The 14,923-nt window shown below is 69.1% G+C and carries 16 protein-coding genes; 13 read left to right on the top strand and 3 right to left on the bottom strand.

What is annotated here, in order from left to right; translation table 11 throughout:
• Window positions 1–502: 502 nt before the first annotated feature.
• The 3 genes from OG899_RS12765 to OG899_RS12755 all read right to left on the bottom strand — a co-directional run bounded on the left by OG899_RS12765 (window position 503) and on the right by OG899_RS12755 (window position 6,048).
• The gene (locus OG899_RS12765) at window positions 503–4,009 is read right to left on the bottom strand and encodes a tetratricopeptide repeat protein (protein WP_406311037.1); all 3,507 of its coding nucleotides are present in this window, start codon (window positions 4,007–4,009) and stop codon (window positions 503–505) included.
• An 83-nt stretch (window positions 4,010–4,092) separates the two neighbouring features.
• Window positions 4,093–4,425 (bottom strand): trypco2 family protein, encoded by a 333-nt coding sequence (locus OG899_RS12760; protein WP_406311036.1) that lies wholly within the window; start codon window positions 4,423–4,425, stop codon window positions 4,093–4,095.
• Window positions 4,426–4,953: 528 nt separating this feature from the next.
• Window positions 4,954–6,048 carry a DUF1152 domain-containing protein gene (locus OG899_RS12755; protein ID WP_406311035.1) on the bottom strand — a complete coding sequence of 365 codons (1,095 nt, stop codon included), beginning with the start codon at window positions 6,046–6,048 and terminating at the stop codon, window positions 4,954–4,956.
• 83 nt (window positions 6,049–6,131) lie between these two features.
• Here OG899_RS12755 and OG899_RS12750 point away from each other — a divergent pair, with 83 nt between their 5' ends.
• From OG899_RS12750 to OG899_RS12690, 13 genes are all read left to right on the top strand, one after another.
• A complete protein-coding gene (locus tag OG899_RS12750) occupies window positions 6,132–6,872 on the top strand; it encodes a GntR family transcriptional regulator (protein WP_125498398.1) in 741 nt (246 codons plus the stop codon).
• 282 nt (window positions 6,873–7,154) lie between these two features.
• Complete coding sequence (locus OG899_RS12745; RefSeq protein ID WP_125498399.1) at window positions 7,155–7,592, top strand: ATP-binding protein; 438 nt, start codon at window positions 7,155–7,157, stop codon at window positions 7,590–7,592.
• A gap of 89 nt (window positions 7,593–7,681) precedes the next feature.
• Window positions 7,682–8,410, top strand: coding sequence for a GntR family transcriptional regulator (locus tag OG899_RS12740; RefSeq protein WP_125498400.1), 729 nt, complete (start codon window positions 7,682–7,684; stop codon window positions 8,408–8,410).
• A gap of 127 nt (window positions 8,411–8,537) precedes the next feature.
• Window positions 8,538–8,888, top strand: coding sequence for a hypothetical protein (locus OG899_RS12735; protein WP_351443118.1), 351 nt, complete (start codon window positions 8,538–8,540; stop codon window positions 8,886–8,888).
• Window positions 8,889–8,893: 5 nt separating this feature from the next.
• Window positions 8,894–10,267, top strand: coding sequence for an FtsK/SpoIIIE domain-containing protein (locus OG899_RS12730; protein WP_351443116.1), 1,374 nt, complete (start codon window positions 8,894–8,896; stop codon window positions 10,265–10,267).
• 84 nt (window positions 10,268–10,351) lie between these two features.
• Window positions 10,352–10,981 carry a DUF2637 domain-containing protein gene (locus tag OG899_RS12725; RefSeq protein WP_385881669.1) on the top strand — a complete coding sequence of 210 codons (630 nt, stop codon included), beginning with the start codon at window positions 10,352–10,354 and terminating at the stop codon, window positions 10,979–10,981.
• 18 nt (window positions 10,982–10,999) lie between these two features.
• Window positions 11,000–11,200 (top strand): hypothetical protein, encoded by a 201-nt coding sequence (locus tag OG899_RS12720; protein WP_125498403.1) that lies wholly within the window; start codon window positions 11,000–11,002, stop codon window positions 11,198–11,200.
• Window positions 11,200–11,391: a mobile element transfer protein gene (locus OG899_RS12715; RefSeq protein WP_086793099.1), complete on the top strand. Its 192-nt coding sequence runs from the start codon at window positions 11,200–11,202 to the stop codon at window positions 11,389–11,391. Before OG899_RS12720 ends, OG899_RS12715 begins: the two co-directional genes overlap by 1 nt.
• A gap of 10 nt (window positions 11,392–11,401) precedes the next feature.
• Window positions 11,402–11,596, top strand: a complete 195-nt coding sequence (locus OG899_RS12710) for a hypothetical protein (RefSeq protein WP_125498404.1) — start codon at window positions 11,402–11,404, stop codon at window positions 11,594–11,596.
• A gap of 14 nt (window positions 11,597–11,610) precedes the next feature.
• Complete coding sequence (locus tag OG899_RS12705) at window positions 11,611–11,868, top strand: SpdD protein (RefSeq protein WP_125498405.1); 258 nt, start codon at window positions 11,611–11,613, stop codon at window positions 11,866–11,868.
• Window positions 11,869–11,999: 131 nt separating this feature from the next.
• Window positions 12,000–13,304, top strand: coding sequence for a replication initiator (locus tag OG899_RS12700; RefSeq protein WP_125498427.1), 1,305 nt, complete (start codon window positions 12,000–12,002; stop codon window positions 13,302–13,304).
• Window positions 13,297–13,509, top strand: a complete 213-nt coding sequence (locus tag OG899_RS12695; RefSeq protein ID WP_086793091.1) for an excisionase family DNA-binding protein — start codon at window positions 13,297–13,299, stop codon at window positions 13,507–13,509. Before OG899_RS12700 ends, OG899_RS12695 begins: the two co-directional genes overlap by 8 nt.
• Entirely contained in the window at window positions 13,509–14,675 is a 1,167-nt protein-coding gene (locus OG899_RS12690; RefSeq protein ID WP_086793089.1) for a tyrosine-type recombinase/integrase, read from the top strand. Before OG899_RS12695 ends, OG899_RS12690 begins: the two co-directional genes overlap by 1 nt.
• Window positions 14,676–14,923: the final 248 nt, after the last annotated feature.

Genomic DNA, 14,923 nt, shown 5'->3' with positions numbered 1-14,923 from the left:
CAGCCTCGCCGAATCCGATCCCGCTCCTGTAATGGCGACGGGCAGTGTCCGTCTGATGCGAACTGCGGCTTTGCGGATGGGACTTCACACACCCGGCGCCGCCTTGTGGTGCGGATCACACGAAACGCATCTCGCTATTCGAGACGATCCAGCGCCGCATCCGTCGCGGCAGGTCCGGAGAAGCTTCTCAGGGGTCGCCCCAACCTGCACTTAGGGCACGCAGAGGGCACGCCACCCCAAAATTGGACTAGACAATAAGCAAACCCCAGGCCGTTGACCTGGGGTTTCTCTCTGGAGCGGGTGACGAGAATCGAACTCGCGCTCTCAGCTTGGGAAGCTGCGATCATTCCGCGCATGTTGGGGCTCTGAGCTGGTCGAACGGACCGGAGGGACCTCCGCAGACTGTGTGGTGTTCACCCGTGAGTCCCTGCGGTTCCCCCTTCGATCTGGTGCGCTTGTGGTGCGCAACCTGGGCAACGGCCAACATGAGGCTGGCCGCGGGTCACTCCCCTGGGAGTTGCTTCACGACCTCGAGTAGCTGGCGCGCTTTTTCCAGGTTCTCCGCGAACACCTCAGGTTGCTGTTCGGCGAGGGTTTCGCGGATTTCGACGGCGCGGGTGATGGCTGTCAGGGCTTCTTCGTGTCGGCCCAGGCCCGCCAGGTGGACGGACTGGTTGTTCAGCGACATGGCGAGGTCGGGGAGGAAGGCGTCGGGTCGCTGTTCGGCGAGGGTTTCGCGGATTTCGACGGCGCGGGTGATGGCTGTCAGGGCTTCTTCGTGTCGGCCCAGGCCCGCCAGGTGGACGGACTGGTTGTTCAGCGACATGGCGAGGCCGGGGAGGAAGGCGTCGGGTCGCTGTTCGGCGAGGGTTTCGCGGATTTCGACGGCGCGGGTGATGGCTGTCAGGGCTTCTTCGTGTCGGCCCAGGCCCGCCAGGTGGTTGGACTGGTTGTTCAGCGCGCCGGCGAGGTCGGGGAGGAAGGCGTCGGGTCGCTGTTCGGCGAGGGTCTGGTAGGTCTTGACGGCGCGGGTGATGGCCGTCAGGGCTTCTTCGCGTCGGCCCAGGCCCGCCAGGTGGTTGGACTGGTTGTTCAGCGCGCCGGCGAGGTCGGGGAGGAAGGCGTCGGGTCGCTGTTCGGCGAGGGTCTGGTAGGTCTTGACGGCGCGGGTGATGGCCGTCAGGGCTTCTTCGCGTCGGCCCAGGCCCGCCAGGCGGACGGACTGGTTGTTCAGCGACATGGCGAGGTCGGGGAGGAAGGCGTCGGGTCGCTGTTCGGCGAGGCTCTCGCGGATTTCGACGGCGCGGGTGATGGCCGTCAGGGCTTCTTCGCGTCGGCCCAGGCCCGCCAGGCGGACGGACTGGTTGTTCAGCGCGCCGGCGAGGTCGGGGAGGAAGGCGTCGGGTCGCTGTTCGGCGAGGGTTTCGCGGATTTCGACGGCGCGGGTGATGGCTGTCAGGGCTTCTTCGTGTCGGCCCAGGCCCGCCAGGTGGACGGACTGGTTGTTCAGCGACATGGCGAGGTCGGGGAGGAAGGCGTCGGGTCGCTGTTCGGCGAGGGTTTCGCGGATTTCGACGGCGCGGGTGATGGCTGTCAGGGCTTCTTCGTGTCGGCCCAGGCCCGCCAGGTGGTTGGACTGGTTGTTCAGCGCGCCGGCGAGGTCGGGGAGGAAGGCGTCGGGTCGCTGTTCGGCGAGGGTCTGGTAGGTCTTGACGGCGCGGGTGATGGCCGTCAGGGCTTCTTCGTGTCGGCCCAGGCCCGCCAGGCGGTTGGACTGGTTGTTCAGCGACATGGCGAGGTCGGGGAGGTCTGGATCGGACGTGTCGTGGTGTTCGACCAGCGTTGTGGTGAGGTCGGCGGCCCACTCGCTCAGGGCCAGCGTGGAGTCCGGTAGCTGATTGTTGAGGTGCTGCAGCAGCGTGATGTCCTGCGTGGTGCGGGTCAGATGTGTCAGCGCGGCGATCAAGGGTGCGGGGTGCGGCGTGCGGGTGGCGGTGGTCAAGGCTGCCGGTCCCAGCACGGACGGCGCGGCGGCGACGGCCTTGCACAGGATGCTGCTGATCACTTCGCGGTGGTGGGGGTGCTGGGCGGTGCGGGCCAGGACAGTCAGGGCCTGCATGGCAGGTGCGTCAGTGAGGGTGGTCAGGATGCGGGTGAACAGGCCCGGTTCACGGCTGGCCTGGGTACCGATGTGGTACTCGGCGATCCGGTCCGGTTGCAGGCTGCCCCACACCGAGTCCGCCGGGGCCGGGTAGAGATCGGCCAGCCAGGTGGCCATCGCCCCACAGACACCCGCTGCACCCTCGTCGCCCAGGCCGGGAAGATGGGCCAGAAGTGCCCTGGCGTGGTCACGATCCTTGGCGGGAACCAGACAGGCCAGGGCCACGGCGAGATCACGGGTTTCGCTTCCACAGCGCTCCCCGCTCAGGCCCCGCTCAGGGCTGTTGGCAGTGCTCTCCCAGTAGAGGCGTTCATGTCGTAGCAGGCGGGCTTCCAGCGTGAGAGCAGGGGCGGGGGCCTGGGGGACACCGGTGGCGTCGAGGAGGGCGAGAAGGGCAGCCATCTGTACCGACAGCGGGGTGTCGAACTCAGCCCCGGACAGGTCAGGCATCGCGTCCGCAGCGGTAAGCGCTGGCAGCAAAGCCGCCCAGTCGGTCGCGCGATCGAGCTGGCGCAGCCTGGTGCTGAAGTCGTGCAGTGCCTGCCGGTAGGCCGTGGCGCGGTCCTCAAGGGTGTGGTGCAAAGGGGGAATGGGCGTGATTGAGGCGCTGGCCAAAGCCTGGCTGTGAGGGTGTTCGGCGGCCCGGGTCCACCAGTCACCAGCAGCACGGGCCAAAGCAAGCACCCGCACCGGGCTGGTGGCCTGGTCGTGGTCGACCGCATCCAGCAGGGCATGCAGCTGCGGGATGCGGGTCTCGGCATAGTCGACGATGATCAGCAGCGGCCTGTGCACCTGAGACAGAACATCCAGCCTCGCTGTCACGTCAGGGGTCAGGCGGAGGACGATCCAGCCCTGGCTGGCCATCCGGGCGGCGAGTTCAGCAGCGAGCCGGGTCTTGCCCGCACCGCCGATACCCGTCAGCAACCGAGCCTTCACCCGGCTCTGCCCCCACCCCCACACTTCTGCTGCCCCACCGTCAGAGGTGGTCTCCGCCTGGTCTGATGGCGGCTCGCACCAGCGGATCAGATCTCCCAGCAGTTCTTCACGCCCCATGAACGACACCACTGCCTGATCCGCGCGCAGCAGATCGGCCGGGGACTGCGGAGGCATAGGAGCACGGTCGGCCAGGTGCTGCAGGTCTGCGGGCTCCAGCAGCATGGGCCGCCCGGTGTGCTCCTCGATCAGCTCTTGCACCCTCGGATCCGACGCCAGCACATACGCCGGCACCGCCTCCAGCCGGGTATGACTCCAGCCGGGAGGATCACCAGCCACCACCCCGGCCAGCAACGGCGTCATTCCCGGCCTGCTGCCGCACCACAAGGCTGCACCTGACATCCCTTGCCAGGGAGAGTCGTTGCCCTTCCCTTTCTGGGGGGATTCCTTGTCCTGCTTTTCCTGTTGGGAGTCCTTGTCCTGCGGTTCGGCTCCTGGCTGGCCGACCAGGATGTACCGGTCTCTGTCCCGGCCGCTTTCCGGCAGCACCCGCCCGTCCACTTGCACGATCGACACCGCATCAGCGCCGGCCTGCCCCACCACCGGATAGCCCATCGCGTGCGCGGGGCAAGCCTGCGTGGTCACCAGCCGCCCCCACCGGACAGCAGGCAACGGCCTGTCCGACAGATCCTCCTGCGCCAGCAGCAGCGCCGCATCCCACCTTTGCGGGCCGTCCTCAAACCGTTCCCACACCACCTCGCACGGCACCTGCCCGGCACGCCCCTGCAGCTGCACCGATACCTGCGCGTGGTCCTTGAGTACGTGCGCGGCCGTCAGCACCAGCCGCCCGCCGAGCACGTAGCCCGACCCGCGCCCCTTACCGGACCGCACCACCGCCACCCGCGACCTGTCCACCCCGCTCCACTTCCCCGTTTCTTGCCCCAGGTTCCGCTTTTCGATTTACGTCCGGTCTTCCCGCAGCGCGGGTGCTGCCCCGGTTACTCGCCGAACCGGGATCCCAGCAACTCACCTGTCTGATCCGGCCGGTCGGTGCTCACGTGATAACTACCGTTGGTGACAGGATCCTTGGGCGTCAGCACCAGCTTCACCCGATGCACCGACGCCTTCGACACCGACCCCTCCGCGCTGGCTGACACCACCCAGGCCTTCACACCGGCCTTGCCCTTGCCCTCCTTACGCATCTCCACGGAGAATTCCAGCTCCACCGGCCCCACCTCGAACTGCGGACCGCTGCCATTGCCCGCAGCAGCGGCCACCAACTCCGCCCGCAGGTGCTCCACGGCTTCCGCAATCCCGATCTTTTCGGTCACGTCAGGCTCCTTCCTCTACAAGATGTACAACCTGCGTAACGCGCTGGGCAGCGCACCCATGCAGACGACCATCACCACCTCATGAGTTCCCGCAACACCCCACGCACCGGAGGGTGATCGGATTCGATCCGAAAGTGCATCGACTCGATCGCAGGTGATCGAATGGGGGTGCTGAAGTGTTGAGGTCGGTGGAGCGATTTTGGGCTGGAGCTGCTTTGGCGCGAGTGATCATGGCCCCGTAAGCTTCCGGCGCGTCGGGCAGGTAGTGGACCTGCCCGGTAAAGCCCGACGTCGGGGCCATGATCTGCGAGGCTCGCGCCAAAGTGGCTGCCTAAAATCGCGGAGCCGACCGCCCCAGCCACGACACACCCCTTCTCTAACCTCAGGCGATTGATCGCCTCAGCGCGCGGCACGGCCCCCGGCCGGGCTGGAGCGGGGCGGAGACAGGAGCGCAGGCCCGGCCGGGGGCCGGGCCGCGCGCGGCGAGCGACAGCGAGCCGCACTTGAACCCGTAAAGAAGGTTGTAACTCAGCCGTTGGATGGGATGCGCCACAAGGGAGCTGCGTACTGCTCCGGGCGACGGTTGATGAGCAGTTGGCGCAGGGCTTCTCTGTGGGAGCCGTTGAGGTTCAGGGCCTCGGTGAGGTGGCGGAACGTGGTGTGGGTGACGCCGCGGGCTCGGGCTTCGCTGTGGAACTGGTCGAGCCGGGACAGTACGTCGTTGGGGTCCAGCTTCGTCGGCGGCTGTTCGGTGAGCCAGGTCGCCTTGTTGCGTTCGTAGTCGATTTCCGAGAAGCCGCAGATCTCGCGGCTGTGTGCCTCGGCCTCGTCCAGGGTGGCGGTGGTCATGACGGCGCGGGCCAGGCTGTTGCGGCTGAGTGCGTCGTCCAGGTCGACTTCGTGGACCGTGGGGCCTTCGTCGGTGAGGGGGACGGGAAGGCCGGCGTCGCGCACTTCGCAGGTGCCGCGGGCTCCTCGGGTTGTTGCGGCGAGCATGGCTGTGGCCTCTGAGGGGTGCCATTCCAGGATGCCGCCGATGGCATCCACGTCCTTGGCTGTGAAGGTGTGGACGAGGGGGCCGAGCAGGGGGCGCAGGGTGTCGGGGGAGAGTTCGCCGTCCAGGCCGGGGCCTGCGATCAGGAGGCGGATGGGGGCGTTGACCTGGCAGCAGGCGGCGAGGGTGAGGGCGTCGGCGAGTGGGCTTTTGAGGGTGGGTTCGTCGCCCTGGGCGAGGATGTCGCCGCCGACGTCGAGCAGGTCGATCGATGCCGGGGCCAAGTGGGTCACCAGTTCTTCGAGCTGACGGGTGATGCCCTCGGCGCCGTGGTGGGGGTCGAGCAGGGCCAGGGTGTGGGGAAGCTCTGCTGCGAGGCGGGGGAGGGTGGAGCCTCCCGGAGGGATCGGCTGGGCCTTGGCCGGTACTGACCGGACGGACCGGGTGAGTTGCTCGAGCCCTGTGAAGCCGTCGGCTCCTCGTGGTCCCGGGCGCGGGTCGATCAGGAGGCGGTCCCAGGCGTACGTGAAGATCACCGCCTGGTCCTCGTCGCCGTAGAGGGCGGCGTGAAGCATTGCGGCGGCGACTGCGTCGCCCCCTCCTCCTGCTGCGACGATCAACCGCGTCATGCGGTCAGACTACGGGTTCAGGGGTTGGCCACTCACCCTATAGTGGCTAAAGGCCATAGCCACTTGGACAGAAAGGAGGGGGGATGCCTCAGATCGAAGAGGCTCTGCCGAAGTACCTCCAGATCGCCCACTACATCCGCGACCAGATCCTTCGGGGTGACCTGCGTCCAGGGGACGAGGTGCCCTCGGAACGGCAGCTCGCCGCGGACTGGAACGTGTCCCGGCCCACGGCCGCACGGGCACTGCAAGCGCTGAGCCATCAGGGCCTGGTCGAGAAGCGCCAAGGGTCGGGCACCTATGTGCGCAGTCTCGAAGTGAACCGGCGCGCACGGGAGTTGTACGGGCGTGCCCGGCAGACCGGGAAGATCTATACGCCCGGAGAGTACGCGGTGATCACTTCGGCCGGGTGGACGGAGGCTCCGGACTACGTCGCCGAGGCCCTGGGCCTGGTGAAGGACCGTCGAGCCGTGCACCGCCGGCGTGTGACCAACAATCAGGACGGACCGATCACGCTGTCCACTTCGTGGTTCGCTCCGGACGTCGGCCAGCGCGCGCCCAGGCTCATGGATCCCGAGCGGATCACGGAAGGGACGCTCATGTACGTCGAGAAGATGACGGGGCGTCAAGGCAGCTACGCCGAAGATCGCATGTGTGCTCGGGCCGCCACAGACGAGGAGGCGGCCGACCTGCGGTTGGAGCCGGGTTCCCCGGTCCTCGTCGTCCATCATGTCGTCTTCGACTTGCAGGACCGGCCCCTGGAGTTCGCCGAAGCCACCTACCCGCCTCACCGCTGGGCGTTCGAACAGGGGTACCCCCTCACCTGATTGACGACTCGCCGGTTCCGGTGAATCGCTTGCGCCTCCAAAGTGGCTAATGCCACTATCCAGGAAGTGGCTAATGCCACTTGAAGGAGAAGGGGGCACGACGTGACGAGTCGGCGGCCGGAGCGGGATGTGCGCTTAGCGTGCCGGGGGTGTCGGGGGCGTGGGTGGAAGCGCGTCGGCTCCCGGAGGGAGCTGGCGCTCTCCACGGCCAATGACCGCAGCCGTGCCACGTCGAAGCGGCGCTGCCTCGACTGCGACGGCAGCGGCAAGGAGTGAGCACGCATGGCCTACACGATCGACCGCTACCCCTGCGAGGGCTCACCGCGGCTCGGAGCGATGACCTTGCATCCTGAGCCCGAGTCCGTGTCCCGCGCCCGGCGCTGGTTCCGGAAGTTCATCGCTCCGTACAACCCGGCCTGCTCGATCGACGACTGCACGCTGATGATCTCGGAGCTGGTGACCAACGCCATCCGCTACGGGAGGTCGGACGAGCCCTGGCTGGTGCGGGTCGAGTGGTACCGCGAGGGGACCTCGCTCCGTGTCGAGGTGCACAACCCGGGTTTCCCGGCGAACGTGCGCCTGTGGCACCCCGACGCCGACGACGCGCACGGGCGGGGGCTGCTCCTGGTCGACTCCATCGCCGACTCCTGGCACTCCGGGCCCAGCCGCTTCGGCGGAACGGTCGTCTCCTTCGTGGTGGCCGATGCCTGGCCGGCGTGATGGGATAGCCCTCTGCTTCTCCTGCCGGTGTGCAAGTCTCGCTAGTCTGGTTGACCAGTTGACTTGGCCAATCTCGACGGGCGGCGTTCATGGCATATGAAGTGGAGCCACCGAAGTACGTGCGCCTTGCGCAGACGCTTCAGCGTCGCATTGAGGACGGCACGTATGCGCCCGGCACCCGCGTGCCCAGCGAGAACCAGCTGGTGCAGACCTTCGGGATGTCCCGCCCGACCGTCGTCCGAGCGCTGGAGCTGCTGAAGCGGGACGGCTGGCTCGAGTCCCGGCAGGGCTACGGCACGATCGTCCGAGCCCGCCCGGAGGTCGTCGAGCGGAAGGACCGGCGGGGGCGTGAGGCGCTGGAGCGTGACGAGGCGCGGAGCGCGGGTCGTCTGGTCGACGTCGGACGCGTGCCCGTCCCGGCTCGGGTGGCCTCGGCGCTCGGCCTGCCGAAGGGCGCTGAGGTCCTCATGCGCCGCTTCCTGGTCGAAGAGGACGGCGAAGCCGTCGAGCTGGTCTCGTCGTACTTCCCCGCCGGCATGGTCGAAGGCACCGAGCTGGAGGCTGACGCGCCCCTGAGCGGGAGCACCCGCGAACACCTTGAAGCACGGAAGAAGGTTCGCTTCGACCATGTGACCGAGCGGGTCTCGGCTCGGCTGCCCGAAGCACGTGAGGCGGAGCTGCTGGAGCTGCCGGACGGTGTTCCCGTGCTGAGCGTCCTGGTCGTCGCACGTGACGCCTCCGGCCGCGCCTTGCAGGTCTCTGACGTGCTTCTTCCGGCCGACCGACAGGAACTCGAGGACACCTACCGTCTGAACTGACACCGCTCTTCGGGCGAGACTCCGGCGAAAGCAACTTGACTAGTCAACCTGTCATCCCCAGCGTCAAACTTGCTAAGTCAACTTGTCAGGTTGGCAAGTTGGTCGACTCTCAGAAGGAGCAATCCCTGTGCGTGTGATCCGCGTTGACGCCTCGACCGCCACGATCCTGCTCACCGAGGCTCCGGCGCCGAAGGTGCGCGACCGGCAGACCGGTGAGATCGCCAAGGACGCGGTGACCGGTGAGGCACTGATGACCGTCGGCGTCGTCTACATCGACGAGGGCGAGTCGTCGCTGATCCAGGTCACCGTCCCGGAGAGCGGCGTGGCCGAGGGCCTGACGGTCGGTGCTCCGGTCTCGCTGCCGGGGCTGGTGGCACGGCCGTGGCAGAGCGTCCTCAACGGCCGGGAGCGGCACGGCATCGCCTATCGGGCGACCGCCGTCACCCCGGGTGCCTTCCCGCTGGCCGAAGCGGGCTGATCGCTGTGACGGACCTGGTGACGTGGGCCGAGCTGGGCGGTCTGCTCGCTGCGGCAGGCGGCGCCGTCTACGCCCGGCACGCCCACCCGGCGGCGTACTGGTCCATGGTCGGGCTGCCGCTCACGGTGATCCGGCTGCTGGCCTCGTACTCCTCGACCATGGACGCCTGCGGTCTGACCGTCGAGCCGTCCCGGTGGCGGGCGCTGGCCGTCCGGGCGACCACCCGTCGTGAGATCCGGCCGGTGCCTCCTCGGCGGGGCCTCGTCCGGCCCACCACGACCGGCCTGCGCATGCGGCTGCGGCTGGCTCCGGGACAGGAGCCGGCGGACCTGGCGGCCTCCACCGAACGCCTCCGGCACGCCTGGGGTGTCCACGCCGTCCATGTGCGGGACATCAAGCCGGGCGTCGTCGAACTGCGGCTCGTCGGCTTCGACGTGCTGCGGAAGGTGCGGATGCCCCGTCGACTGGACGGCGGTCCGCTTCGGATCCCGGTGGCGTTACGGGAGGACGCGACCGCGTTCGTACGGGACTACCGGGCCGTACCGCATGAGCTGGTGCTCGGCGCCACGCTCTCGGGCAAGTCCATGTACCTGAGGAACCTGCTGACCGGGCTCGCCGCCCAGCCGGTGGCCCTGGTCGGCATCGACTGCAAACGCGGGGTCGAACTGGCGCCCTTCGCCCCTCGGCTCTCCGCCCTGGCGACCGACCCGGACCAGGCGGCCGAGCTGCTTCCCGTGCTCGTGAAGGAAATGGAGGACCGATACGACCTGATCAAGGCTCGGCAGGGCATCGCGCCCGACACTCCGGAACAGCTGATCACCTCGGACATCTGGGGACTGCCGGAGGACGAACGCCCGGCCCCGATCGTGCTGTTCATCGACGAGGTGGCCGAACTCTTCCTCGTCGCCACACGGAAGGAGGAAGAGCGGCGGGACGAGATGGTCACCCAGCTCATCCGGCTCGCCCAACTCGGCCGGGCCGCCGGTATCCATCTCGAAGTGTGCGGGCAGCGCTTCGGCGCCGAACTGGGCAAGGGCGCGACCATGCTCCGCGCTCAGCTCACCGGCCGTGTCTGCCACCGTGTGAACGACGAAGCCTCGGCCAAGATGGCGCTCGGCGACATCGCCCCTGAGGCCGTCCTCGCGGCCTGCGCCATCGCCCCCGAACTGCCCGGTCTGGCCGTCGTCGGCGACACCTCCGGCGGCTGGTCCCGCATCCGCACTCCTTACCTCTCCCTTGCCGATGCCGCGGCCACCTGCCGCGCGACGGCGGATCTCACCCCCGACGTACCGGCGCTCGATCCCTTCCGGCCGTACGTCCCGCCGATGCCGGTGGAAGCGTCCGGGCCCCTGGCCACGACGCAGCCGGCCACCGAGTAGACGCACTCCCTCCCCACGGCCGGCACGGCCGTTCCGTGCCACGTCCCTACCCCCTCCATGCCTGGAACCGGAAGGAGTCGTGCCGTGCGTGTCCTGTCCGTCCGCCTCGACGCCGTACTCGTCCAAGCACTGATCGCCGCCGCGCTGTCCTTCGCCCACCTGCACGACCTGGCTGCCGCTGCCGGGCAGGACGGCTGGAAGGCGTGGGCCTACCCGGTCTCCGTCGATCTGCTGTTGGTGGCGGCCTGGCGGCGGTTGCGCTCCGGTGAGGCGAAAGCGGCCGGGTGGTGCTGGTTCCTCGTCGCCCTGACCGCCTCGCTCGGCGCCAACGTCGCCACGGCCGGGCTGCTCGACCTGGACGCCGTACCGAACTGGCTGCGCATCCTCGTCGCCGGATGGCCCGCGGTCGCCTTCCTGGGCGGGACACTGCTCGCCCACGGAGCAGCCGCGCATGCCTCGACGGGAAAGCGCGAGTCGGCCCCGGAACCCGAGGCACCCCAAGCCCCTGCCTCTGCCCCTGAGTTGCCCGCTGCGGAGCCGGAACCGGTTCCGCCCTCCACGCCCCCGGTTCCGCCGGCGCTTCTCACACTCGCGCGCAAGGTCGCCGACGAACACCGCGCCCGGACCGGAACGCCCATCGACACCTCGACCCTTCGCGCCCGGCTCGGCGTCCCGCTGCCGCTGGCCGAAGCCATCGCCACCCACCTCACCTGACCCGGAGGACTTTCCACCGTGCGCCCGTCCACGCTCCGCGCGCTGAACCGCGCCGCCGAGCTGACCCGACAGAACCGCTTCGCCGAAGCGCTGCTCATCGCCGAGCCCGTGATCCTCACCGCCGACGAGTACGAGGGCGCGGAGATCCGGCGGTGGCTGCTCGACCACGTCGCCGACTTCACCGGCGAGAACCACAAGAACTCGAAGGAGCTGCCCTGATGCCCGCCACCCCGCGTTTCCGCCGCGTCGTCCGCATCGGCCCCGTTCAGGTCGCCACCTACTACGACGGCCGGGGCCACGAGAAGCACACCGCCGCCTGCACGGCCCCGCGCTGCGGCTTCTCCGCCGACTACGACAGCCGGGCCGCCGCCGAGCTGGCCGCCCGCACCCACCGCTGCGCCGTCCGCTGAAGGAGTCCCCGTGACCGTCTCGCTGCCGCTCGTCTTCGTCCTGGGCGTCATCGCCTGGGCCGCGATCAGATTCCTCGGCGTCCGCCTCTGGGTCGCCGTCGTCATCGCGCTGTTCGGCTTCTGGCTCTCGCACACCTTCCTCGCCCCCGCCATCGAGTCCGGCACCCGCTCCGGGGTCGACGTCGTCAACGGCACCCACGAGTGACAAGGAGGACCACCGTGCTCCGCCCCAAGCTGCCCGACATCCCGACCCTGCCGACGACAACCGTCACACCTCAGCACACGCAGGCCCCGGCCTCCTCGGCCGACCGCCCGGCCGCCCCGCACGTGGGCGTCGGCGTCGGTGCGGTCGCCGCCGTGGTCGTCGTCGGAGTCGTGTTCACCGCGCTCCTGGCGGCCGTCGCCGTCTCGGCCGTGTCCGTGGCCGTCGCCGCCGTGGTCCTGCGCTCCCTCCTCAGCAGCGCGCACCAGCGCTGACCGGCCGCCGGGGCGGCAAACGCCGCCAAGCATCCCGCCGCCCCGGGGCCGATGCCTCCCAACCGTCGCAACAGATGAAAGGAACTCCCATCATCACCCAGCAGACCCCGCCCCCGCTGGCGGAACTCTCCATGCTGGCCTCCCTCGGCACCCTGCCCGAGCTGGCCCGCCAACTCTCCACCCTGGGCGGCTGCACCCGCCCCATCCGCCTCGACGGCCATCGCACCGAGTACGCGGTCGACACCACGACCGGCGAGATCGGCCGCGTCCTGCACCACCTCGACTCGGCCGACCTGCCCGCCGGCCAACTCCTCGTACGCTGCAACAACCGCCGCGCCACCCGATGCGCGGCCTGCGCCGAGACCTACCGCCGCGACACCTTCCACCTGATCACCGCCGGACTGCGCGGCGGCAAGGGCCTGCCCGAACAGGTCGCCACGCACCCGCGTGTCTTCGCCACCTTCACCGCCCCCAGCTTCGGCCCGGTCCACAACCGCCCCTCCGACGGCCGTAACTGCCGTTGCGGCACCCGGCACGAGGAAGACGACGCCGTCCTGGGAACGCCCCTCGACCCGGAGTCCTACGACTACGAAGCGGCCGTGCTGTGGAACGCGCACGCCGGGATCCTGTGGCGGCGGTTCTCGATCTATCTGCGCCGCGAGGTCGCCAAGCGGGCGGGGCTGACGCAGCGGACGTTTAGGCACCACGCCCGGATCTCCTTCGCCAAGGTGGCCGAGTACCAGAAGCGCGGTGCCGTCCACTTCCACGCCGTCATCCGCCTCGACGGCCCCGAGGGCGGCGACACTCCGCCTCCTGCCTGGGCCACCGCCGAGCTGCTGACCGACGCCATCCGCACCGCTGCGGCCAAGGCCCGGGTGTGCGGGCCGGTCGTCGACGGCCGCGCCCACACCTTCACCTTCGGCCGACAACTCGACGTGCGCACCATCCGCTCCGCCGACTTCACAGGCGGCCAGGAGCTGACCGAACGGGCCGTGGCGGCGTACATCGCCAAGTACGCCACCAAGGGCGCCGAGACGGCCACGGGCGCCCTGGACCGGCCGCTGAAGTTCGCCGCCGAACTGGCCCAGCTCGACATCAGCGACCACGCCCGCCGGCTCATCCGCACCGCCTGGACCCTCGGCGCACGCAAGGACCTTGAACACCTCCGCCTGCGGGCCTGGGCCCACATGCTCGGCTTCCGCGGCCACTTCTCCACCAAATCCCGCTGCTACTCCACCACCCTCGGCGCCCTCCGCGACGCCCGCGCCGCATGGCGCCGGGCCCAAGCGGCCCCGCCTGTCCCGCGGGACGGCGAAACCACGCTCGTTCTCGCGCACTGGGTCTTCGCCGGTACCGGCCTGTCCGACGCCGAGGCCTGGCTCGCCGCGTCCCTCGAACCCGCCCCCGGAACGGAAGGAGAGCCCACCCATGGCTGACCGCTGCCTGACCGTGGCGCAGGTGGCCGAACTCCTCGGCACCACGGAGCGCTTCCCGCGTCGCCTGGTCGAGGAGCGGCGCATCCGGTACGTCAAGGTCGGCCGCCACGTCCGTATCCCGGAGAGCGCGGTCGAGGAGTTCATCGAATCGCACACTGTCGAGCCGATCAGGCTTCACCGTGCCGGAGTGCGGAGGGTTGCTTGATGGCCAATAAGAGGGGCAGGCGTCGGCGCTTCGGTGCGGTGAGGCAGTACCGGTCCGGTCGCTGGACGGCTTCGTATCTCGGTCCTAGCGGTGAACGCATCCGCTCGGGCGAGACCTTCGCGACCAAGAAGGAGGCCGAGATCTGGCTGTCCCAGGTCGAGGCGGACCTCAGCCGCGGGGACTGGCGTGCTCCCGACGCTGGGGCGGTCAACTTCCGTGTCTACGCCGAGAAGTGGGTCGAGGAACGGGAGTTGGCCGTGCGGACTGAGGACCTGTACCGGCATCTGCTTCGCCTGCACATCTTTCCGACGTTCGGCGGGCTGGACCTTGACGAGATCACCTCGCCGAGTGTCCGTGAGTGGCGCGCCGAACGGCTGCGCACCACCGGAGCCAAGACCACCGTTGCCAAGGCGTACCGCCTCCTCAAGTCCATCCTTGAGACGGCCGTCGATGACGAGCTGATCCAGCGCAACCCGTGCCGGATCAAGGGCGCCGGCAAGGAGTCCGCGGCCGAGCGGCGCATTGCCACCGTCGCCCAGGTCGACGCGCTCGCCGACGCGATCGGCATTCGCTGGCGGCTCATGGTCTACCTCGGCGCGTACGGCCCGATGCGGCCTGAGGAGCTGGCGGGCCTGCGCCGCCGGGATGTGGATGTCGACAATCTCGTGATCCGCGTGCGCGTCGCCGAGCCCGAGCGCACCAACGGCAAACGGGCCCCCGGGCCGACCAAGTCCGACGCGAGTGCTCGTGTCGTCGTCCTTCCGGCCTTCCTGCGCAAGGAGGTGCAGCGGCATCTCGACTGGTTCGCGGAGAAGGGACCTGACGGCCTGGTCTTCGTCGGGGAGAAGGGCGCGGCCTTCCGGCGCACCACCTTCGGACGGAAGTGGCGACGGGCTCGCGCGGTCGCCGGCCTCCCGGACGGATTCCGCTTCTACGATCTTCGTCATACCGGGCACACTCTGCTGACCCGCTCAGGTGCCACGCTCCGGGACACCATGGTGCGGGCCGGGCAGTCCTCCGAGAAGGCCGCGCTGATCTACCAGCACAGCGACGAGGAGCGGCAACGGGAGGTCGCCGCCGGGCTGGACGACCTCGTGCGGGCCGAACGTGCGAAGCACCACACCGGCGACCGCGTGCATCACAAGGAGGGGCCTTCCGAGAGCTAGTGGTGCGGTTGTGGTGCGCCTGCCGCCCACTGGTCTGGACAACAAAGAACCCCCGGGTCTCTGACCTGGGGGTTTCGCTTGGAGCGGGTGACGAGAATCGAACTCGCGCTCTCAGCTTGGGAAGCGACGGCGCTCGGGCGGGCTCTACGTCTCTGACCTGAGCAGATGCCTTCTCGCGGGGGCGGTCGTGCGGGCCGGATCGTACCCCTTTTGACCGTGGTTCACCGCTCTTACGGGCACGCGATGGG

This window comes from Streptomyces thermoviolaceus (genome assembly GCF_045209695.1).
Classification (GTDB): domain Bacteria; phylum Actinomycetota; class Actinomycetes; order Streptomycetales; family Streptomycetaceae; genus Streptomyces; species Streptomyces thermoviolaceus.
Note: the sequence above shows the minus strand (reverse complement) of the source record. Positions and strands in the feature narration are given on the sequence as shown.

Coding starts and splice junctions, on each gene's coding strand:
- OG899_RS12745 (WP_125498399.1), top strand. CDS start 7,155: ATGGCCTACACGATCGACCGCTACCCCTGCGAGGGCTCACCGCGGCTC.
- OG899_RS12750 (WP_125498398.1), top strand. CDS start 6,132: ATGCCTCAGATCGAAGAGGCTCTGCCGAAGTACCTCCAGATCGCCCAC.
- OG899_RS12695 (WP_086793091.1), top strand. CDS start 13,297: ATGGCTGACCGCTGCCTGACCGTGGCGCAGGTGGCCGAACTCCTCGGC.
- OG899_RS12715 (WP_086793099.1), top strand. CDS start 11,200: ATGCCCGCCACCCCGCGTTTCCGCCGCGTCGTCCGCATCGGCCCCGTT.
- OG899_RS12700 (WP_125498427.1), top strand. CDS start 12,000: ATGCTGGCCTCCCTCGGCACCCTGCCCGAGCTGGCCCGCCAACTCTCC.
- OG899_RS12740 (WP_125498400.1), top strand. CDS start 7,682: ATGGCATATGAAGTGGAGCCACCGAAGTACGTGCGCCTTGCGCAGACG.
- OG899_RS12690 (WP_086793089.1), top strand. CDS start 13,509: ATGGCCAATAAGAGGGGCAGGCGTCGGCGCTTCGGTGCGGTGAGGCAG.
- OG899_RS12755 (WP_406311035.1), bottom strand. CDS start 6,048: ATGACGCGGTTGATCGTCGCAGCAGGAGGAGGGGGCGACGCAGTCGCC.